Here is an 18727-nt window from a genome sequence, read left to right as displayed (position 1 = left end):
TAGAGATCAGCCACCTTGAGTGGCATAAAGGGGCAAAGTTGATTCACGGTTAACGGAAAGTTAACTGCAGCCGCTATACCCAACTCTGGCAGGGCCACTGCCCGCTTTGCCGGTTCAGGACCCACCACTGCGTCCTACCCGCCCGTCACAGCGCTACAAAGCGGATACAGAAACGCTGAGAGCCCGTGTTCCTTTCCTCGTATTGGAAAGGAGCACGGGCTCTTGTGAGCGTGTTTCAGCGAGTGAAGGCGCTAGATGCGGCCGTTCTCCTCGTCTTCGCGGCGATTAGACTCGTTGAGCTGGCGGAACATCTCCGCCTCCTCAGCGTGGTTCTCGTGGCGAATCTCGTTGACGCGGGAGACGATGGACGGGTCATCGGAAGAGAAGATGCCCTGCGTCTCGGAGTCAGCCAGACCCAGCTGGTTGAGCTGCTTCGGAACCGCGGCACCGGAGTACTCGAGCGGAACCGGGTGGCCATGGTCATCCACCGGGCCAAGCGGCTGGTGGACCTCAATGAAGGCACCATTCGGCAGCTGCTTGATAACGCCAGTCTCAATACCGTGCTCCAGGACCTCACGGTCGGAGCGCTGCAGACCAACGCAGATGCGGTAAGTCATGAAGTAAGCGATCGGCGGCAGGACGATGAGACCGATACGGCCAACCCAAGTCATCGCGTTCAGGGAGATCTGGAAGAAGTGAGCCACGTGGTCGTTACCACCGGACAGCGTCACCAGAAGGAAGAACGTGATGGCAGCCGCGCCAATAGCGGAGCGAACCGGGACATCGCGCGGGCGCTGCAAGAGATTGTGGTGGGCGTCGTCACCAGTCAGCTTCTTCTCGATGAACGGGTAAGCAAACAGCAACACAACCATCAAGCCACAGAGCAGTGCAACCCAGAAGGCGGACGGAATCGTGTAGTTGCCGATGTAGAGCTCCCATGCCGGCATGACACGAGCAACACCGTCAGTCCACAGCATGTAAATATCCGGCTGGGAACCAGCGGAAACCTGAGACGGATTGTACGGGCCAAGGTTCCAGATGGAGTTAATAGTCATCAGACCGGAGATGAGAGCCAGCACGCCGGCAACCATCATGCCCATGCCAATGGCCTTGGTGGCGAAGACCGGCATAATGCGGACGCCAACAACATTGTTCTCAGCGCGGCCCGGTCCAGGGAACTGGGTGTGCTTCTGGAACCAGACCATGATGAGGTGAGCTGCAATCAGGCCCAGGATGATGCCCGGGATAACCAGCACGTGCAGGATGTAGAAACGATCCAGCATCAGGTCGGACGGGAAGTCGCCACCGAAGATGGCCCAGTGCAGCCAGGTGCCGATGATCGGCAGGCCCAGGATAATGGCGGACATGATTCGCAGACCGACACCGGAGAGGAGGTCGTCCGGAAGGGAGTAACCGAGGAAGCCCTCGATCATGCCCAAGAGAATCAAGGCGCAACCGATAATCCAGTTAGCCTCACGCGGGCGACGGAACGCACCGGTGAAGAAGATGCGAAGCATGTGGGCAATCATGGACATCATGAACATGAGTGCTGCCCAATGGTGCATCTGGCGCACGAACAGACCACCGCGAACCTCGAAGGAGAGGTCAAGCGCAGTTGCATAGGCACGCGACATCTCCACACCGTTGAGCGGGGTGTAAGCGCCGTCGTAAATGACCTTCGTGATGGAAGGATCGAAGAACAGCGCCAAGTAGATGCCGGTCAGCACCAAGATGATGAAGCTGTACAGTGCCATCTCACCGAGCATGAAGGACCAGTGAGTGGGAAAGACTTTGTTGAGCTGGGTACGCAGGACGCCGGCAGCGGAGTACCGCTCGTCCATGTTGTTACCCATCTGTGCAAGTTTGTTACTCATTATGACTTACGCTCCCAGAATGCAGGTCCGACGGGCTCGATGAAGTTGCCCTTAGCAATGAGGTAGCCCTCTTCGTCCACGTCAATCGGCAGCTGCGGAAGTGCACGGGCGGCCGGACCGAAGACCGGTTTGCCGTAGTGCAGAGCGTCGAACTGCGACTGGTGGCACGGGCAGAGAATGCGGTTGGTCTGAGCCTCGTACAACGAGGTCGGGCAACCAATATGGGTACAAATCTTGGAGTAGGCGTAGTAATCGCCGTAGTGGAAGTCCTCCTGGCCCTTGCGCTCGATGGCCTTCTTGGCATCATCGTTGCGCAGGCGGATGAGCATCACGGCGTTACGGTTGCCATGGATGGAGTGCATGTGGTTCTCGTAGACGTCCTTGTCCTCGGAGTACTCAGCACCATCGTTGACATCCTCAGCAGCCAGCGGGAAAACAGTCTCCATGCCGCCGGCCGCAAGGTCCTCCGGACGTACACGAACCAGGCGGGTAACACCGCGGGTGGTGTAGTGAGTGCCGGATTCGCCTTCATGCTTCTCGGCGATAGTACCGGTGTCGCGAGCAAGGTAGAGCTTGACGCCCTTTTCATGCATGGTCCAACCGGAGGTCCACAACGTGCCGTCGCCGGCATAGTTCAGATCGTGGCGCTTCTTCCACGGGTTATTGATGGCGCCACCCAGCGGCGCAATAACCGTCAGGCCGAACAGAACGCCGGCGCCGCCGAGCAGACCCTTGATGGTGGAACGGCGACCCAGCGTCGACGTGTTCCAAGAATCATTAAGCAGCGCGGTCAGCGTGCGGCGGTCAACCTCTTCGGAAGGACCGTCGTGGCGACGCTGGACTGAGATCTCCTCCGGGAGAATCTTCTTGACGTACTGAACAATGGCGAAGCCCAGGCCCAGAATGCACAGGCCGGAAGTCAGGCCCAGCAGCGGGGTGTAGAGCGTGTGCCACCACAGGCCGTCCTCCCCCAGCATCTTGTACTGCCACGGCCAGAAAAGGTAAACGCCAAGGAAGGCGATGCCCATCAGTACAGAAACGATGAGCCAGAAGGTGACATTGCCGGCGGCGCGCTTCTCAGCGGGGTCGCCCTCGACCGGGAAGCGTTCCTTGCGGAATGCGACGGTAACGTCGTCAAGCTCGGTGCCGAGTGCTGCGAGCTCGTCGTTGCTCATAGCATCGAGCTCTTTGCGAGAGTAATTCTTCTTTACGTTGCTCATGAGCGAGATCCAATCCACATAGCGGCAACGCACAGAAGGCTGATGCCGATGATCCACATTGCCAGGCCCTCAGCCACTGGGCCGAGACCGCCGAGCGACCAGCCGGCCGGGGACGGGGTTTCCTTTGCAGACTTGAGGTAGGCGATGATGTCCTTCTTCTCGTCTGCGGTCAGCTGACGGTCAGAGAACTTCGGCATGTTCTGCGGACCGGTCAGCATTGCCTGGTAGATCTCCTGCTCGTTGGCCGGAGCCAGCGGCGGGGCAAACTTACCGGAGGACAGCGCGCCGCCCTTGCCGGTGAAGTTGTGGCAGGACGCGCAGTTCATGCGGAAGAGCTCAGAACCCTTAGCTACGTCCTCTGCCTGAATCTGCCCGTTGTAGTTAGCGCCGCGCAGGGATTCCTGCGCAACGGAGCCGTCCTCGTTGTAGACGATATCGGCACCGCCACCGTTGGCAGCAACATAAGCGGCAAGCGCCAGGGTTTGCTGCTCGGTGTAGCGCGGAGTCTTGCGCTCAGCCTGAGCGTCGTTAGACATCATCGGCATGCGGCCGGAGTGAACCTGGAAGTACACGGAGCCGGCACCAATGCCAACGAGGGACGGGCCGCGGTCCTGGATGCCCTGCAGGTTAGCGCCGTGGCAGGTAATACAAGCGACTTCGTAGATGTCCTTGCCCTCTTGAACGAGTGCCTGGTCATCCTTTGCGGCTGTAGCCACCTGCGCGTCAGGGGTCAAGGCAGAAGCCAAGACGCCAGCGCCGGTAAGGCCGATGCTCAGCGCAAAGACGCCAGCCAGCGTGCGCTTCGCCTTGCGGCGACGGCGGGTCTTCTTAGCCGCGGCAGTGGTGTCTTCCACTGCGGCGGGCTGCTGGATGTTATCCATCATTTTCCTTTAGATAACTCGTACATGGAAATGAATGGCTGTAGGCCGGTTGCTCCCCGGCGACTACGGCCTACTGAACTAGGTAGATGACTACGAACACGCCGATCCACACAACGTCAACGAAGTGCCAGTAGTAGGACACTGCCATTGCCGCGGTGGCCTGTGCAGGCGTGAACTTGGAGCGGGCGATGCGCGCCAAGATGATTCCGAAGGAAATCAGACCCGCAGTCACGTGAGCCGCGTGGAAGCCGGTCAGAATGTAGAAGACCGAACCGAACACGCTGGACTGAACAGTGACACCAGCCATGATCAACTCTGTCCACTCGAACGCCATGATGCCTAGGAAGACAACACCCAACGCGATGGTCACCGAGTACCAGAGTCGGAGCTTGTATACGTCACCCCTTTCTGCTGCAAACACGCCGAACTGAGAGGTCACGGAGGAAAGAACCAGGACTGTCGTAATGATGAAGCCCATCGGCACGTTGATGTGCGCGGTGTGCTCAGCCCAGTCACCCTCCTGGCCGTTCGCACGCGAGGTGAACCACATCGCGAACAGTCCAGCAAAGAACATCAATTCCTGAGACAGGAACACGATGGTGCCAACGCTGACCATGTTGGGTCGGTTCAGCGCGGCAACACGTGGTGCTGCCATACCTTGGTTAGAAACTACGCTCGTCACGCATAACAGTATGGCTGGTCTAGCCGCATAAGTCATCTCATTTCCCCCCGATTTTTTTGAGGCCAGAGCATAGACCTTCACTATCTTCAGCTCGTCCGGAGTGCCCAAATCATTCAGGAAATAGTTGGGAACTTTTCACCGCGCTTTACGACGCCCCATCCCTGCAGGTAGTGCAACGTACTAACGAAGACGGCAAGCATTCAAAGCACGTCAACTACCCGGAGCCCGTCCGCCAGAGCTACTTCCCCATGACGTGCCCTAATGAGATAAATCACACCCCCGCTCGGCCGCGTAAGTGCAGGACTGCAACTTTCGGATGACCCCCGTAAAAACGCACGTTAACGTGCTGGAATTCCTACGGCCGACCTGCTCCCAGCCATCCTGGTACCCCAAGCCCTTCCCCAGTCTGCCGGGCTACACAAATTTTTTTGGGGCCTCCGGGAACTTTTTGCAACGCTTCGCGACGCCTTGAAGATCGACAAGGCCCCCGCCACGTTGTGTGGCAGGGGCGTGAGAAGTCGTGGCGCTAAGTCGCGCGGCAGGAGTGGCTAAGCCTTAGTGCTTTTCCTTCGGAAGACCGTACTGCAGGGACAGGCCGGTAACGGACGTCACGAGCAAGACAGCACCCAGGATGATCATCCAGAAGTAGAGGAAGATGATGCCAAGACCCAGCACCGCGATGGAGCCGGTCATGCACAGCGGCCAAATGGAGCTCGGAGAGAAGAAGCCGAGAATACCGGCTCCGTCTTCAGTCTCCGCTTCCTCCCAATCTTCCGGAGTGACGTCAACGCGGTTATCGGTGAAGTGGAGGTAGCCGCCCAGCATGATACAGAGAAGCATGGCAAGGAGCATGCCAACGATACCGACCCACTCGGCGCCGTACAGGTAGCCATCATCCTTGACGTAGTTAACACCAATGATGTAGACGATGAGCGACACGAAGAGGTAGGTCGCAATTGAGTAAAAGACCTTCGATGTTGCACGCATTGTGTATCAGTTCCTTTTCTTATGCCGCAGACGAGGTGTCAACGAAGTTGTCGGCATCGCGAGTATCGCGCAGCGAGTTGAACGGAGTGGTGGTAACTGCGTAAGGCTCTTCACCAATGTGCTCAAGGGCCTCGGCGTTGGTTGCCTGCGGATTCTCCTCGCGGAACTTGAGGTACTCGTTGAAGTCCGCGCGGTCAACGGTGCGGATCTCGAAGTTCATCATGGAGTGGTAGGTACCGCACATCTCAGCACAGCGGCCGACGAAGGCACCCTTTTCCTCAATCTTCTCAACCTGGAAGCGACGCTCCTGGGAGTTCTTCTCCGGGTGTGCGTAGGCATCGCGCTTAAACAGGAACTCCGGAACCCAGAATGCGTGGGAAACGTCGCCGGAGGCAAGACGGAACTCAATCGGAGTGTCTACCGGGAGAACCAGAACCGGAACCTCTTCGGTGGTACCGACGGTCTCAATCTTGTTGAAGTTGAGGTAGGAAATGTCGCCCATGGACTTACCGTGAATCGGGTTGGGGTTCGCAGTACCCTCTGGATCCACAGCAGATTCCTCAGCGAGCTTCTGGCGCTCAGTATCGGCGCCATTGTAATTCTCGCCATCAACCTTATTCTCGGCGTAACCAAACTTCCAGTTCCACTGGAAGGCAGTCACGTCAACGGTGACCTCAGGGTTCTTATCCAAGGCCGTAACCTTCTGCTGTGCCTGAACGGTGAAGAAGAACAGGCCCATAATGATAAGGATCGGAATGATGGTCAATGCCATCTCCAGCGGCACGTTGTACTGCAGCTGCTTCGGGAACTCGCCCTTGCCAGCCTTCTCGGCCTTCTTCGCGCTCCAACGGAAGATGGCAGTGAGGAAGAGACCCCACATAATAAAGCCGATAATCCATGCAGCAACCCAGACCCAGATCCAGAAGTTGTACATCGAGTGAGCCTCAGGGGTAACACCCTTTGGCCAACCCATACCTAGGAGATTTTCAACGGCCGTCGGCGCTGCGACGTCACAACCTGCCAGAGCTAGACCGCCCAGAGCGATAACGCCCGCCAAGCCTGCCTTACGGCCGAGGTTGCGTTGCTTACGCTGTCCCACGTGTGTTCTGCCTTTCTGTGCACACAAACTTCTCGAATACTCACAGAGCATTCCTACCCAATCAGGATAGAGGATCACGCCTGAATTTCAGACCTTTTCGCTGGACTGATCAGGTGTTAGTTCCGCTCTATAAATAGTGAACGTACGGGATGTTACCGGCCCACCTGCGCAAGGTCACACCAGCTACCCCACCCTCCCCCTTCCGCCTATGACTCAATTCACAAGGCATACTGCTGTACATCATCCGAAAGTTCGCACCCTAACGGGGAACGCGGCGCGGGGTTCGCAGATCGCCCAACTCCAGCCGTAAAGTGTGTCGAGGATAGACCTTGATATATAAGGAGAAGCAAGTTTATGTGCGGACTCTGCGCGCTGCTCAGCGCCGATCGCAACGCCGCCCAACACGTGGAGGCACTCGAGCAGTCCCTCCAGTGCATGCGCCATCGCGGCCCCGACGCTGCTGGTACTTGGCATGACGATGATGCGGCTTTTGGCTTTAACCGCCTGTCCATCATCGACCTCGAGCACTCCCACCAGCCGCTGCGTTGGGGCCCCGAAGACAACCCACAGCGCTACGCTCTCACCTTCAACGGCGAAATTTACAACTACGTCGAACTGCGCGAAGAGCTCATCGCCGCCGGCTACACCTTTAACACCGAGGGCGATGGTGAGCCCATCGTCGTCGGCTACCACCACTGGGGCAAGGACGTAGTAGAGCACCTACGCGGCATGTTTGGTTTCGTCATCTGGGACACCGAAACGCGCACGATGTTTGCCGCTCGAGACCAGTTCGGCATCAAGCCCCTCTATTACGCCACCACGGCTGCCGGCACGGTTTTCGCCTCCGAGATGAAGTGCATCCTCTCGATGGCCAATTCGCTAGGTCTAGATCTCAGCCTTGATAAGCGCGCCATCGAGCACTACACCGACCTGCAGTACGTGCCGGAACCGGAATCCCTCCACGCCAATATTCGCCGCGTCGAGTCGGGTTGCACCGTTACTCTTCGTCCCGGCGAAAAGGTCGTGTCTGAGCGCTACTTCAAGCCTCGCTTCCCTATTCAGCCCGTTAAGCAGGGCGAAGAGCAAAAGCTCTTCGACAAGATTGCACGGGCGTTGGAGGATAGCGTCGAGAAGCACATGCGTGCCGATGTAACCGTAGGTTCCTTCCTGTCCGGCGGCATTGACTCCACTGCCATTGCGGCCTTGGCCAAGCGCCACAATCCGAACCTGCTCACCTTCACTACTGGCTTCGAGCGGGAAGGCTATTCCGAGGTGGATGTCGCCGCCGAGTCTGCCGAGGCAATCGGTGTGGAGCACATCGTCAAAATTGTCTCCCCCGAGGAGTACGCCGACGCCGTCCCGAAGATCATGTGGTACCTGGACAATCCCGTTGCCGATCCTTCCCTCGTGCCGCTGTACTTCGTTGCCCAGGAGGCCCGCAAACACGTCAAGGTGGTACTTTCCGGCGAAGGCGCAGACGAGCTCTTCGGTGGCTACACCATTTACAAGGAACCGCTCTCGCTGGCTCCGTTTGAGAAAATTCCTTCCCCACTGCGCCGCGGCTTGGGCAAGCTCTCACAGGTGCTCCCCGAAGGAATGAAGGGCAAGTCCCTGCTCAACCGCGGTTCCATGACCATGGAGGAGCGCTACTACGGAAATGCTCGTTCCTTCAACTTCGAGCAGCTCCAGCGCGTCCTGCCCTGGGCTAAACAGGAATGGGACCACCGCGAGGTGACCGCGCCGATTTATGCGCAGTCTCAGGACTTCGACCCCGTAGCCCGCATGCAGCACCTCGACCTGTTTACGTGGATGCGCGGCGATATCCTGGTCAAGGCCGACAAGATGAACATGGCCAACTCGCTCGAGCTACGCGTGCCCTTCCTTGACAAGGAAGTGTTTAAGGTCGCGGAGACCATCCCCTATGACCTCAAGATTTCGCACGGCACCACCAAGTACGCGCTGCGCAAGGCCATGGAGCAGATCGTCCCGCCGCACGTGCTGCACCGCAAGAAGCTTGGCTTCCCAGTTCCCTTGCGCCACTGGCTGGCCGGCGATGAACTCTACGGTTGGGCCCAAGATCAGATCACGGAGTCCCAGACCGAGGACATCTTCAACAAGAAGGAAGTACTGGAGATGCTCAAGGAACACCGCGACGGAGTATCCGATCACTCGCGCCGCCTGTGGACGGTTCTGTCCTTCATGATCTGGCACGGCATCTTCGTGGAAGACCGCATCGACCCGAAGATCGAGCAGCGCGACTACCCCGTGAAGCTCTAGTCCAAACAACAAAACTGACGAAGCCCTCGCCGCACACTGCGGACGAGGGCTCTATCGTTTTGTCAACGTGGCTTTACTTGAATTTAATTGAAGGAGTCACCGCAAGCGCAGGAGCCGCCGGCGTTGGGGTTGTCGATGGTAAAGCCCTGGGCCTCAATGGTGTCCGAGAAATCAATCTTGGCACCGGTGAGATAAGGGATGGACATCTTGTCCACGACGAGGTTGACGCCGCCAATGGTGTCCACCTTGTCACCATCCAGGGTGCGGTCATCGAAGTAGAGCTGGTAGCGCAGACCCGCGCAGCCACCTGGCTGGACAGCAATGCGCAGTGACAGATCGTCGCGGCCTTCCTGCTCAAGCAGGGACTTTGCCTTGGCGGCAGCGGCCTCGGTCAGGATAACTCCGGTTGCAGATGCGGGAGCGGTCATGATTTCTCCTCTTATATATGCGGAATTTTTCTGGAGCCCACCCTACCCCCTCACAGGTGAGGAAGAAAGGATGCCTCACAGTTCACTAGTGGTTCACTGGTGTCCTGTTCCCTCACCACAACGCTCTCTCCCGCGGGCCTATTCCCGCTATGTCTGCTAGACCTTGTACGCTAAACAGCGTGAAACTTCCGTGGCAAAAAGATGACAAGACTTCTTCCCCCGCCGAGCAGACCCCGGCGCCGGAAGAGCAACCCGCCGCCGAGAAACCGCACCGCAAGGGCTACACGCCGCCGAAGGGCCGCCCCACGCCCAAGCGTGATGCGCAGGAAATCGCCCGCGGCGTCAAGCGTGATCCCCGGGGGATGTCGGACGCGCAGCGCTACCAGCACCGCAAGGAACTCAAGGCTTCCATGTCTAAGGCGGAATGGAAGGAATACAAGCGCAAGGAGCGTCAAGAGTCCCGCGAGCGCAACAAGGTGGCACAGGAACGCATGGCCGCCGGTGACGAGCGCTACTTGCTCGCCCGCGATAAGGGCGAGGTTCGCCGGTACGTACGTGATTGGGTAGATTCCCGCCGCTTCATCAACGAATGGGTCATGCCCTTTATGATCGTGCTGCTGGTGCTCATGTTCGTCGGCAGCCGGGATCCGCGCCTATCCCAGATCATTTCTATCGGCGCCATGGCGGTCATCGTTGTCTTCGCTGTCGAGGGTTTCTGGCTCGCGCGCAAGTGCAATAACGCCGTACGCCTCAAGTTCCCCGGCACCACCGAGGCCGGTTTTGGCCTAGGCTTCTACGCGTACTCCCGCGCCTCCCAGCCGCGTAAGTGGCGCACCCCGCGCCCGCAGGTGGAGCGCGGAGCCACCGTCTAATCCGGAGGACACATGCCTGAATTCACCGCCGTTCCCCAGCTGCGCCCTTCAACCGCAGCTCACCCAAACCGCGTAGCAGAAATTGCCGCGTGGTTGGCGGCAGCGCAGGATTCCCCGCAGGCGAAGCCCCTTCAGCGCCCCCGAGCCATCGTCTTTGAGGGCACTGATGCCAACGTTGAACGCACCGTCGACGGTACAGGGGCCACAGAGCACTCCCCCAACGATGCAGATCGGTGGCGCGATAATCTCTTCAGCGCCGCGGAGCGTGCAGGAGCGGGCATCGACTTCGTCGAATGCAGCACAGAGTCCACCAGCGCTGAGCCTGGCGACTCCTCCGCCGCTATGTCCCCGGCAGAGTGCGAATCACACATCGAACTCGGTATGGCTACGGCTGACCGAGAGATCGATTCGGGCACAGATCTGCTCATCACGTCTGATTGTGGTATCGGCGCAAACACCGTCGCCGCCAGTGTCATGGGCCGGATTACCCATACCGAACCGGTGGCGATTGTGGGGACGAATACTCTGGCCAGCGGCATCACGGATGCAATGTGGAAAGCCCGCGTGAGCGTCGTGCGCGACTCCATGTTCCGCGCCCGCAACCTGGAGGGCTGGGAGGTCGTGCAGACCATCGGTTCCCCGAGCCTCGCGGCGCTGGTGGGTTTCATCGCGCAAGCCACGGCGCGGCGGACGCCGGTGCTTATCGACGGTCCACTGGCCGCCACCGCCGCCGTCTTGGCCGAGCGCACCGCGCCCGGCGTGAAGGGCTGGCTGCGCGCAGGGACGACCACCCCCGAACCGGCTTATGCCCTTGCTCTCAAAGAGCTGGGACTAACCCCACTGCTTGATTTAAACCTGAGTGAAGGTTTCCCCCTCGGCGCGCTCGCGGCCTTGCCGCTGGTGCAGCTGGCCGCCGAGCTCGCCTAGGCAACCCACTTATTTCGCTTCAACCAGCGTGTGCAGCCAGCCGTGGGTATCCTCAACGGACCCGCGCTGGATGCCGGTGAGGCGCTCACGCAAAGCCATCGTCGTGGCCCCTGCCTCATCGTTGTTGATGTGGAAGTCAGTATCGGTGCCCATGACGTGGCCCACCGGGGTAATGACGGCAGCGGTACCGCAGGCAAAGGCCTCCACCATCGCACCGGAAGCAACGTCTTGCTCCCACTCCTTGTAGGTGATGCGACGCTCTTCGACCTTCAAGCCCATATCTTCGGCCACCTGCAGCAGGGACTTGCGGGTAATGCCCGGAAGCAGCGAGCCCGACAACGCCGGAGTTACCAGAGTCTGGTTGCCCTCTTCGCCGTAGACGAAGGCCAGGTTCATGCCGCCCATCTCCTCGATGTAGGTGCGGTCGATAGCATCCAACCACACCACCTGGTCGCAGCCCTTCTCCGCTGCCTGCGCCTGAGCGAGCAGGGAGGCCGCGTAGTTGCCGGCAAACTTGGCCGCACCCGTGCCGCCGGGGGCAGCGCGAACAAAGTCGGTGGACAGCCAGACGGACACCGGCTTGATACCACCGGAGAAGTACGCGCCGGCCGGGGAGGCGATGACAACATAGCGGTAGGAGTGCGCCGGGTGCACGCCCAGGGACACATCGGTAGCGATCATGAAGGGGCGGAAGTACAGAGCTGCTTCGCCACCGGCTTCGGGGACCCAGGCCTGGTCGACGTCGACAAGCTGGCGCAGGGACTCAATGAACTCTTCTTCCGGAAGCTGCGGCATGGCCATGCGCTCCGCGGAAGCCTGCAGACGCTGCGCGTTCTGCTCCGGGCGGAAGGTGGCGATGCTGCCATCGGGCTGGCGGTAGGCCTTGATGCCCTCGAAGATAGCCTGGCCATAGTGGAAGACAGTGGACGCCGGATCCATACTGAACGGCGCGTAGGGGCGCACCTGCGCGTCATGCCATCCCTTGTCCTCGGTCCAGTCAATCGTCACCATATGATCGGTGAAGTATTTGCCAAAGCCCGGGTTAGCCAAAATCTCCTGCAGGCGCTCCGGGGAGGTGGGGTTTTCAGTTCGCGTCACGGTGTAATTCAACATGTTTCATAGCGTACTCCCCCAACACCTATAGATATGCAGAAATGCCCTAGCGGCGTAGTCACCTCTTGAGCGCATCGCCCCTGACGCGTTCCACATCATGGACACGGGTAGGGTGTGAGGAGTATCCCATTGTCACTTTTCTCAAGGAGGACACCGTGGCTTCTACCACGTTCGAATTGCCCGCACGCGGCTCTTTCCCCACCGTTGAGCTGGCCAAGAAGGCCCCCAAGCAGGCGGACGCCCTGTTGATCGCAACCTTTGCTGGCGAGGATGGGCTCGAGGTGCCGGGTACCTCCCTGCTCGGCTCCTCGGCGCTGCGCTCGACGTATGAGGCCCTCACCGCAGTGGGGGCGACGGGCAAGGCTGGGGAAATCGTGAAGGTCCCCGCACCGCAGAAGGCGGGCGCCGCACAGGTCATCGCGCTGGGTTTGGGCGGCGTCGAGGAACTCGACGATGAAGCGCTGCGCCGCGCCGCGGGCAGCGCCGCTCGCGCCACCGCGGGCGTGGGCACCATCGTGACCACCCTCGCGGACTTCGGTGTGAGCGCCGCCGTCGAAGGCCTCATCCTTGGCGGCTACGCCTACCGCGGCATCCGCTCCACCGAGCTCACGGAAAAGGAACAGCCGGCAACCTTCGTCGTTGTGGCTGATAAGTCCGCCTCCGAGGAATTCGAGGCCGCTCGCACCGTGGCTGAGTCTGTCTTGCTCACCCGCGACTTGGTGAATACCCCGGCGAACGAGCTCTACCCGGAGTCCTACGCCGCCATCATTTCCAGCCAGGCCAAGGAAGCCGGGCTTGACGTCGAGGTGCTCGATGAAAAGCAGCTGGCAAAGCAGGGCTTCGGTGGCATCTTGGCTGTGGGTAAGGGCTCGGCCCGCCCGCCGCGCCTGGTGCGCCTGAGCTGGAAGCCCAAGAAGGCCAAGAAGCACGTGGCTCTTGTGGGCAAGGGCATCACCTTCGATACCGGCGGTATTTCTTTGAAGCCGGGCAACGGTATGTGGGACATGATCTCGGACATGGGTGGCTCGGCTGCCATGGCTGCCACCATTATCGCGGCTGCCAAGTTAAAGCTGCCGGTCCAGATCACCGCTACCCTGCCGCTGGCTGAGAACATGCCGGGCTCTGGCGCCACCCGCCCGGGCGATGTCATTACCCACTACGGTGGCCTGACCTCAGAGGTGCTCAACACCGACGCCGAGGGCCGCCTCGTGCTTTCCGACGCCATTGCGCGCGCCAGCGAGGACAAGCCCGACTACCTCATCGAGACCGCTACTCTTACGGGCGCACAGATCGTGGCGCTGGGCTCTCGCACCGCGGGCGTTATGGGCTCCGAGGTCTTCCGCGATCGCATCGCCGAAATCGGCCGCGAGGTGGGCGAAAACGCGTGGGCGATGCCGCTGCTGGAGGAGCACGACGAGGAGATTAAGTCCCAGGCCGCGGACATCCGCAACATCAACGCCAAGCGCGAGGGCGGCATGGAGTTCGCCGGCACCTACCTAAAGCAGTTCGTAGGCGAAGGCATCGAGTGGGCACACATCGATATCGCCGGCCCCTCCTGGAACGGTTCCGCTCCGCGCGGCTACACCCCGAAGCGCGCCACCGGCGTACCGGTGCGCACCGTGGTGGCAACGCTGCGCGAGATCTCCGAGTCCTAATCTCGTGTGGGCGGCTTCAATTCGGCCCCTCGTGTGAGCGGCTTCAGGCCGCTCACACCTCTTCGCCGGCGATGACGTAGTCCTCCTTGTCCGCCAGCGGGAGGACGGTGCCGTCGGACATGGCGCGGTCGGTGACGACCCCGTTATCGTCGACAAGCGCCACCTCGTTGCCGCCCTCGCGCAGCCGGCGCAGGCCTTCCTTGAGCATGCGTCGGCCCACCGTGTGCAGGCCGGAAACCTGCGAGAAGTCCAGCGCTAGGCGCTTGCCAGAGAATTGGCGCTCCTCCAGCTCGTGGAGGATGGCTTCCGTAGCGGTGAAATTGATGTGGCCCTGCAGTCGGATAATCGCGGTCCCTTCATCCTCGTCGACGCTGCGCACCGGGTGCACGCCGAAGCGGTTCTCCGTGGACATCAGGTGCAGGCCCATGTCCGAGGAGAGCTCACGGAAAATCGCGGTGCCACGCACGCTATTTCCCTGCTCGTCGAGGCGCGGCGAGAACGTCGCCACACCAATCTGCCCCGGCAGCGTACCAATGAGCCCGCCAGCCACACCCGACTTAGCGGGGATTCCCACTTCCGCCATCCAACGCCCCGCGCCGTCATACATGCCACACGAACTCATCACTGCCAAGGTCATGCGGCACACGTCGGCGTCCAGAATCTTCTCCCCTGTCACCGGCTGGCGCCCACCATTGGCCAAAGTCGCGGTCATGACGGCGAGGTCGCGCACGTCGACCGACAGCGCGCACTGCGAGGTATAGGACAGTACCGCGTCGTGGGCATCGTCCTGAATGATCTCATAAGAACGCAGCATGTGCGCGAGCGAAAGGTTTCGTTCGGCGTGCTCGAGCTCGGAGTCACACAGGCGCTTATCGACGTCCACCTCGCGCCCCGCCAGCTGCGAGACGAAGCTACGTATCTTTTCCACGCGGTCCTCCACGGAGGAATCCACACCGTTGATGAGCTGATTGACCACAATGGCACCGGCGTTGATCATCGGGTTTACCGGACGGTGGTCTTTGGCTAGGGAAAGCTCGTTGAAAGCCTGCCCAGAGGGCTCGAGGCCGACGACATCACGCACCGCATCTAAGCCCAACTCACTCAAAGCGAGCGCGTAGACGAAGGGCTTTGAGATGGACTGGATGGTAAAGCGGTTCTCCACGTCGCCCGCGCTGTACAGGTGCCCTGTCACAGAGCACAGGGCTACGCCGAGTTGCTCAGGGTTTGCGCTGGCCAACTCTGGGATATAGTCCGCGACCTCGCCGGAATCGTGGTCGTGAACGCGGTCGAGGATTTTTTGTAGATAAAAAGGAATCGGTGATTTCATCGGCGTCTAGCCTATAGAATTACCGCGTATGAAGCCTGCACTCATTATCGTTGACGTCCAACATGACTTCTGCCCTGGCGGCGCACTTGCCACTGAAAAAGGCAACGAGGTGGCTGACCGTATCGGTGCCCTTCAGCCCAGCTATGACACCGTCGTAGCTACCCAGGACTGGCACATCGATCCAGGCAACCACTTCTCCGAATCGCCCGACTTCGTCGATTCCTGGCCAGTGCACTGCGTTGCCGATTCCTTTGGCGCCGCCATGCACGAATCCATCGGCGCCGCCCAAGCCTACTTCCGCAAAGGCGAATACACCGCTGCTTATTCCGGGTTCGAAGGCGCGGCCGATGGTGTGTCATTGGCAGACTGGTTGCGCAAGCACAACATCACCGCCGTGGACATCGTTGGCATCGCCACCGATCACTGCGTGCGGGCCACGGCGCTCGACGCAGTTAAGGAAGGCTTCGCCGTCCGCGTTCTGGCACGCTACTGCGCACCTGTCGATGAGTCCCGTGGCGCCGCCGCACTTGCCGAGCTCGCGGATGCGGGCGCAACCATCGTGAAGGACTAGTCCTTATTCTGCTGCTGGCGCTGCTCAAAGCGCTCGCGGCGTTCACGTTGCTCTTCCCTCTTGCGCAGGATGCGCTCGCGTTCAATGCGCTCGCGCATGCGCTGCGGATAGCCGGTCTCCTCGACGTCATAGACATCGCATCGAAGCAGCTTGGCTACCGCATCGATCCCTTTCGGCCCGCCGATACGGCGGCGGATGAAGGCGCCGTTCTCATCAACTACGACCACGGACATCTCGTTGACCACGGTTTCCGGCTCAACGAAGGCCTCGATATATGCGCGTCCCTGTGCCCAGGTTTGAAGCTCCCGGGCGTCTTCTGCGCGAATCGTCTCCCCCGGTGCGCGGGGCGGGCGCAGCTGGGACTTAGAGCTGTTGCGGCGGAAGGGGTTGAACATGGCTCTTTAGCCTACCGGAGGCATCCTTCATCCCCTTCGTGCGGAGGATGCCCTAATTCACCCCACCCGTGCGCGCCTTTTATAAACACGCTGTAGAATCGAACACTAGCGTTTCAATAATTCCAACTTTCGAGGAGTCTTAATACTTATGGCACACTCTGTTGTGATGCCCGAACTGGGCGAATCTGTAACCGAAGGCACGATTACCCAGTGGCTGAAGTCCGTCGGCGACACCGTTGAGGTCGACGAGCCTTTGCTCGAGGTCTCCACCGACAAGGTCGACACCGAAATCCCGTCCCCGGTCGCCGGCACCATCCTCGAAATCAAGGCAGAGGAAGATGACACCGTAGACGTGGGCGAGGTCATCGCCATCATCGGTGACGAGGGCGAGTCCGCACCGGCTGCTGAGGAGTCGGAGGCTTCCTCCGAGAAGGCCGAGGAGACTCCGGACAAGCCTGCTGAAGACGCTGAGTCCGAGGCCCCTGCTGCTTCTGGTGATGCCACCGACGTTGAGATGCCGGAGCTCGGTGAGTCCGTCACCGAGGGCACCATCACCCAGTGGCTGAAGTCCGTCGGCGACACCGTCGAGGTCGACGAACCACTCCTCGAGGTCTCCACCGACAAGGTCGACACCGAAATCCCATCCCCAGTCGCCGGCACCCTCGTTGAAATCCTCGCCGAGGAAGACGACACCGTCGACGTCGGCGCCGTCATCGCCCGCATCGGCGACGGCTCCGCCGCAGCCTCCGAGAAGCCTGCCGCCAAGGAAGAAAAGCCAGAGCCGAAGGCAGAAGAAAAGAAGGAAGAGCCCAAGGCAGAGGCTAAGACCGAGGACAAGCCTGCCGCCTCCGGCGACGCTACCGATGTCGAGATGCCGGAGCTCGGTGAGTCCGTCACCGAGGGCACCATCACCCAGTGGCTGAAGTCCGTCGGCGACACCGTCGAGGTCGACGAACCACTCCTCGAGGTCTCCACCGACAAGGTCGACACCGAAATCCCATCCCCAGTCGCCGGCACCCTCGTTGAAATCCTCGCCGAGGAAGACGACACCGTCGACGTCGGCGCCGTCATCGCCCGCATCGGCGACGGCTCCGCCGCAGCCTCCGAGAAGCCTGCCGCCAAGGAAGAAAAGCCAGAGCCGAAGGCAGAAGAAAAGAAGGAAGAGCCCAAGGCAGAAACCAAGACCGAGGAGAAGTCCGAGGACAAGTCGGCTGCTTCTTCCGAACCCAAGGCATCCGAGACCTCCACGAAGGTCAACAACGGTGACAACGTCCCGTACGTCACCCCGCTGGTACGCAAGCTGGCTGAGAAGCACGGCGTGGATCTCTCCACCGTCTCTGGCACCGGTGTTGGCGGCCGCATCCGCAAGCAGGACGTGCTGGCCGCTGCCGGCGAGGGTGAGGCACCGGCTTCCTCCGCTAAGGCAGCTTCCAGCAGCCCGCGTTCTCGCTGGTCCACCAAGTCCGTGGATCCGGAGAAGCAGGAGCTCATCGGCACCACCAAGAAGGTCAACCGTATCCGCGAGATCACGGCGTCCAAGATGGTTGAGGCCCTCCAAATCTCCGCTCAGCTGACCCACGTCCAGGAAGTCGATATGACCGCCATCTGGGATATGCGCAAGCAGTCCAAGCAGGCGTTCATTGACAAGTACGAGGCCAACCTCTCCTTCCTGCCGTTCATCGTGAAGGCAACCGTTGAGGCACTGGTGTCCCACCCGAACGTCAACGCTTCCTACAACCCGGAGACCAAGGAGATGACCTACCACGCTGACGTCAACGTGGCCATCGCCGTGGACACCCCGAAGGGCCTGCTGACCCCGGTCATCCACAAGGCTCAGGAGCTGACGCTGCCGGAGATCGCTCAGAAGATCGCTGAGCTGGCTGACAAGGCACGCAACAACAAGCTCAAGCCGAACGATCTGACCGGCGCAACCTTCACCGTGACCAACATCGGCTCCGAGGGCGCCCTGCTGGATACCCCGATTCTGGTTCCGCCGCAGGCCGGCATCCTGGGCACCGCCGCTATTACCAAGCGCGCGGTTGTCGTCACCGAGGACGGCCAGGACGCCATCGCTATCCGCCAGATGTGCTACCTGCCGTTCACCTACGACCACCAGGTGGTCGACGGTGCCGACGCTGGTCGCTTCATCACGACCATCAAGGACCGCCTCGAAACCGCGGACTTCGAAGCCGACCTTGACCTCTAAGCCTTAGAGCTAAGCCCTAGGCTTGCTCCCCCGCCACTGCGGCCGGGGGAGCTTCGTCGTTTTCGCCCTGCTTTCCTCCACCCCGCAAACACAGCTCGGTGACATCGCTCAGTGGCGCCACAACTGCCCTATCTGACAAAACTATTGCCCGGTTTTCAGAGATCGGCGCCAACTTTGTCAGTTAGTCGCGTTTTCTTCAACCGTCTTGTCACC

At 60.4% G+C, this 18727-nt stretch carries 16 protein-coding genes; 6 read left to right on the top strand and 10 right to left on the bottom strand.

Annotated features, from left to right (window positions below; all coding sequences use genetic code 11):
- Positions 1-251: 251 nt before the first annotated feature.
- The 6 genes from HMPREF2822_RS00955 to HMPREF2822_RS00930 form a co-directional block, all read right to left on the bottom strand.
- Positions 252-1874 carry a cytochrome bc1 complex cytochrome b subunit gene (locus tag HMPREF2822_RS00955; protein ID WP_070519811.1) on the bottom strand — a complete coding sequence of 541 codons (1623 nt, stop codon included), beginning with the start codon at positions 1872-1874 and terminating at the stop codon, positions 252-254.
- Positions 1874-3094 carry a cytochrome bc1 complex Rieske iron-sulfur subunit gene (locus HMPREF2822_RS00950; protein ID WP_070519809.1) on the bottom strand — a complete coding sequence of 407 codons (1221 nt, stop codon included), beginning with the start codon at positions 3092-3094 and terminating at the stop codon, positions 1874-1876. The genes HMPREF2822_RS00955 and HMPREF2822_RS00950 overlap by 1 nt, the downstream gene beginning before the upstream one ends.
- Positions 3091-3978, bottom strand: a complete 888-nt coding sequence (locus tag HMPREF2822_RS00945) for a cytochrome bc1 complex diheme cytochrome c subunit (protein ID WP_070519807.1) — start codon at positions 3976-3978, stop codon at positions 3091-3093. Before HMPREF2822_RS00945 ends, HMPREF2822_RS00950 begins: the two co-directional genes overlap by 4 nt.
- A 67-nt stretch (positions 3979-4045) precedes the next feature.
- Positions 4046-4657, bottom strand: coding sequence for an aa3-type cytochrome oxidase subunit III (locus tag HMPREF2822_RS00940; RefSeq protein ID WP_369815732.1), 612 nt, complete (start codon positions 4655-4657; stop codon positions 4046-4048).
- A 555-nt stretch (positions 4658-5212) separates the two neighbouring features.
- Entirely contained in the window at positions 5213-5644 is a 432-nt protein-coding gene (locus HMPREF2822_RS00935) for an aa3-type cytochrome oxidase subunit IV (RefSeq protein WP_070519802.1), read from the bottom strand.
- A 19-nt stretch (positions 5645-5663) separates the two neighbouring features.
- Complete coding sequence (locus HMPREF2822_RS00930) at positions 5664-6743, bottom strand: aa3-type cytochrome oxidase subunit II (RefSeq protein ID WP_070519800.1); 1080 nt, start codon at positions 6741-6743, stop codon at positions 5664-5666.
- A 354-nt stretch (positions 6744-7097) separates the two neighbouring features.
- On the opposite strand from HMPREF2822_RS00930, the gene asnB reads away from it, so the two are divergent.
- Complete coding sequence (gene asnB / locus HMPREF2822_RS00925; protein WP_070519798.1) at positions 7098-9020, top strand: asparagine synthase (glutamine-hydrolyzing); 1923 nt, start codon at positions 7098-7100, stop codon at positions 9018-9020.
- A gap of 83 nt (positions 9021-9103) precedes the next feature.
- Here asnB and HMPREF2822_RS00920 read toward each other — a convergent pair whose 3' ends face one another.
- Positions 9104-9448, bottom strand: a complete 345-nt coding sequence (locus HMPREF2822_RS00920) for a HesB/IscA family protein (RefSeq protein ID WP_070512402.1) — start codon at positions 9446-9448, stop codon at positions 9104-9106.
- A gap of 179 nt (positions 9449-9627) precedes the next feature.
- On the opposite strand from HMPREF2822_RS00920, the gene HMPREF2822_RS00915 reads away from it, so the two are divergent.
- The gene (locus HMPREF2822_RS00915) at positions 9628-10320 is read left to right on the top strand and encodes a DUF3043 domain-containing protein (RefSeq protein WP_070519796.1); all 693 of its coding nucleotides are present in this window, start codon (positions 9628-9630) and stop codon (positions 10318-10320) included.
- Positions 10321-10332: 12 nt separating this feature from the next.
- Entirely contained in the window at positions 10333-11247 is a 915-nt protein-coding gene (locus HMPREF2822_RS00910) for a nicotinate-nucleotide--dimethylbenzimidazole phosphoribosyltransferase (protein WP_070519793.1), read from the top strand.
- A gap of 9 nt (positions 11248-11256) precedes the next feature.
- Here the strand turns inward: HMPREF2822_RS00910 and HMPREF2822_RS00905 are convergent, their stop codons facing one another.
- On the bottom strand, positions 11257-12360 hold the full coding sequence (locus HMPREF2822_RS00905; RefSeq protein ID WP_070519791.1) for a branched-chain amino acid aminotransferase: 1104 nt from the start codon (positions 12358-12360) through the stop codon (positions 11257-11259).
- A gap of 155 nt (positions 12361-12515) precedes the next feature.
- Here HMPREF2822_RS00905 and HMPREF2822_RS00900 point away from each other — a divergent pair, with 155 nt between their 5' ends.
- Positions 12516-14015: a leucyl aminopeptidase gene (locus HMPREF2822_RS00900; protein ID WP_070519789.1), complete on the top strand. Its 1500-nt coding sequence runs from the start codon at positions 12516-12518 to the stop codon at positions 14013-14015.
- A gap of 52 nt (positions 14016-14067) precedes the next feature.
- On the opposite strand, the gene HMPREF2822_RS00895 is transcribed toward HMPREF2822_RS00900, so the two are convergent.
- Positions 14068-15342, bottom strand: a complete 1275-nt coding sequence (locus HMPREF2822_RS00895) for a glutaminase (RefSeq protein ID WP_070519787.1) — start codon at positions 15340-15342, stop codon at positions 14068-14070.
- A 28-nt stretch (positions 15343-15370) separates the two neighbouring features.
- On the opposite strand from HMPREF2822_RS00895, the gene HMPREF2822_RS00890 reads away from it, so the two are divergent.
- On the top strand, positions 15371-15913 hold the full coding sequence (locus tag HMPREF2822_RS00890) for an isochorismatase family protein (protein ID WP_070519785.1): 543 nt from the start codon (positions 15371-15373) through the stop codon (positions 15911-15913).
- Here HMPREF2822_RS00890 and HMPREF2822_RS00885 read toward each other — a convergent pair.
- Complete coding sequence (locus HMPREF2822_RS00885; RefSeq protein WP_070519782.1) at positions 15910-16308, bottom strand: oxidoreductase; 399 nt, start codon at positions 16306-16308, stop codon at positions 15910-15912. The two genes, HMPREF2822_RS00890 and HMPREF2822_RS00885, sit on opposite strands and share 4 nt — an antisense overlap.
- Positions 16309-16456: 148 nt before the next feature.
- On the opposite strand from HMPREF2822_RS00885, the gene sucB reads away from it, so the two are divergent.
- Positions 16457-18514, top strand: coding sequence for a 2-oxoglutarate dehydrogenase, E2 component, dihydrolipoamide succinyltransferase (gene sucB, locus HMPREF2822_RS00880; protein ID WP_083306786.1), 2058 nt, complete (start codon positions 16457-16459; stop codon positions 18512-18514).
- The last annotated feature ends 213 nt before the right edge of the window (positions 18515-18727 follow it).

Origin of the sequence: Corynebacterium sp. HMSC062E11, from assembly GCF_001811845.1 — a bacterium.
In the GTDB taxonomy this organism is placed as follows: Bacteria; Actinomycetota; Actinomycetes; order Mycobacteriales; family Mycobacteriaceae; genus Corynebacterium; species Corynebacterium hesseae.
The sequence above is the reverse complement of the archived record's forward strand: the minus strand, read 5'-3'. Positions and strand labels throughout refer to the sequence as shown.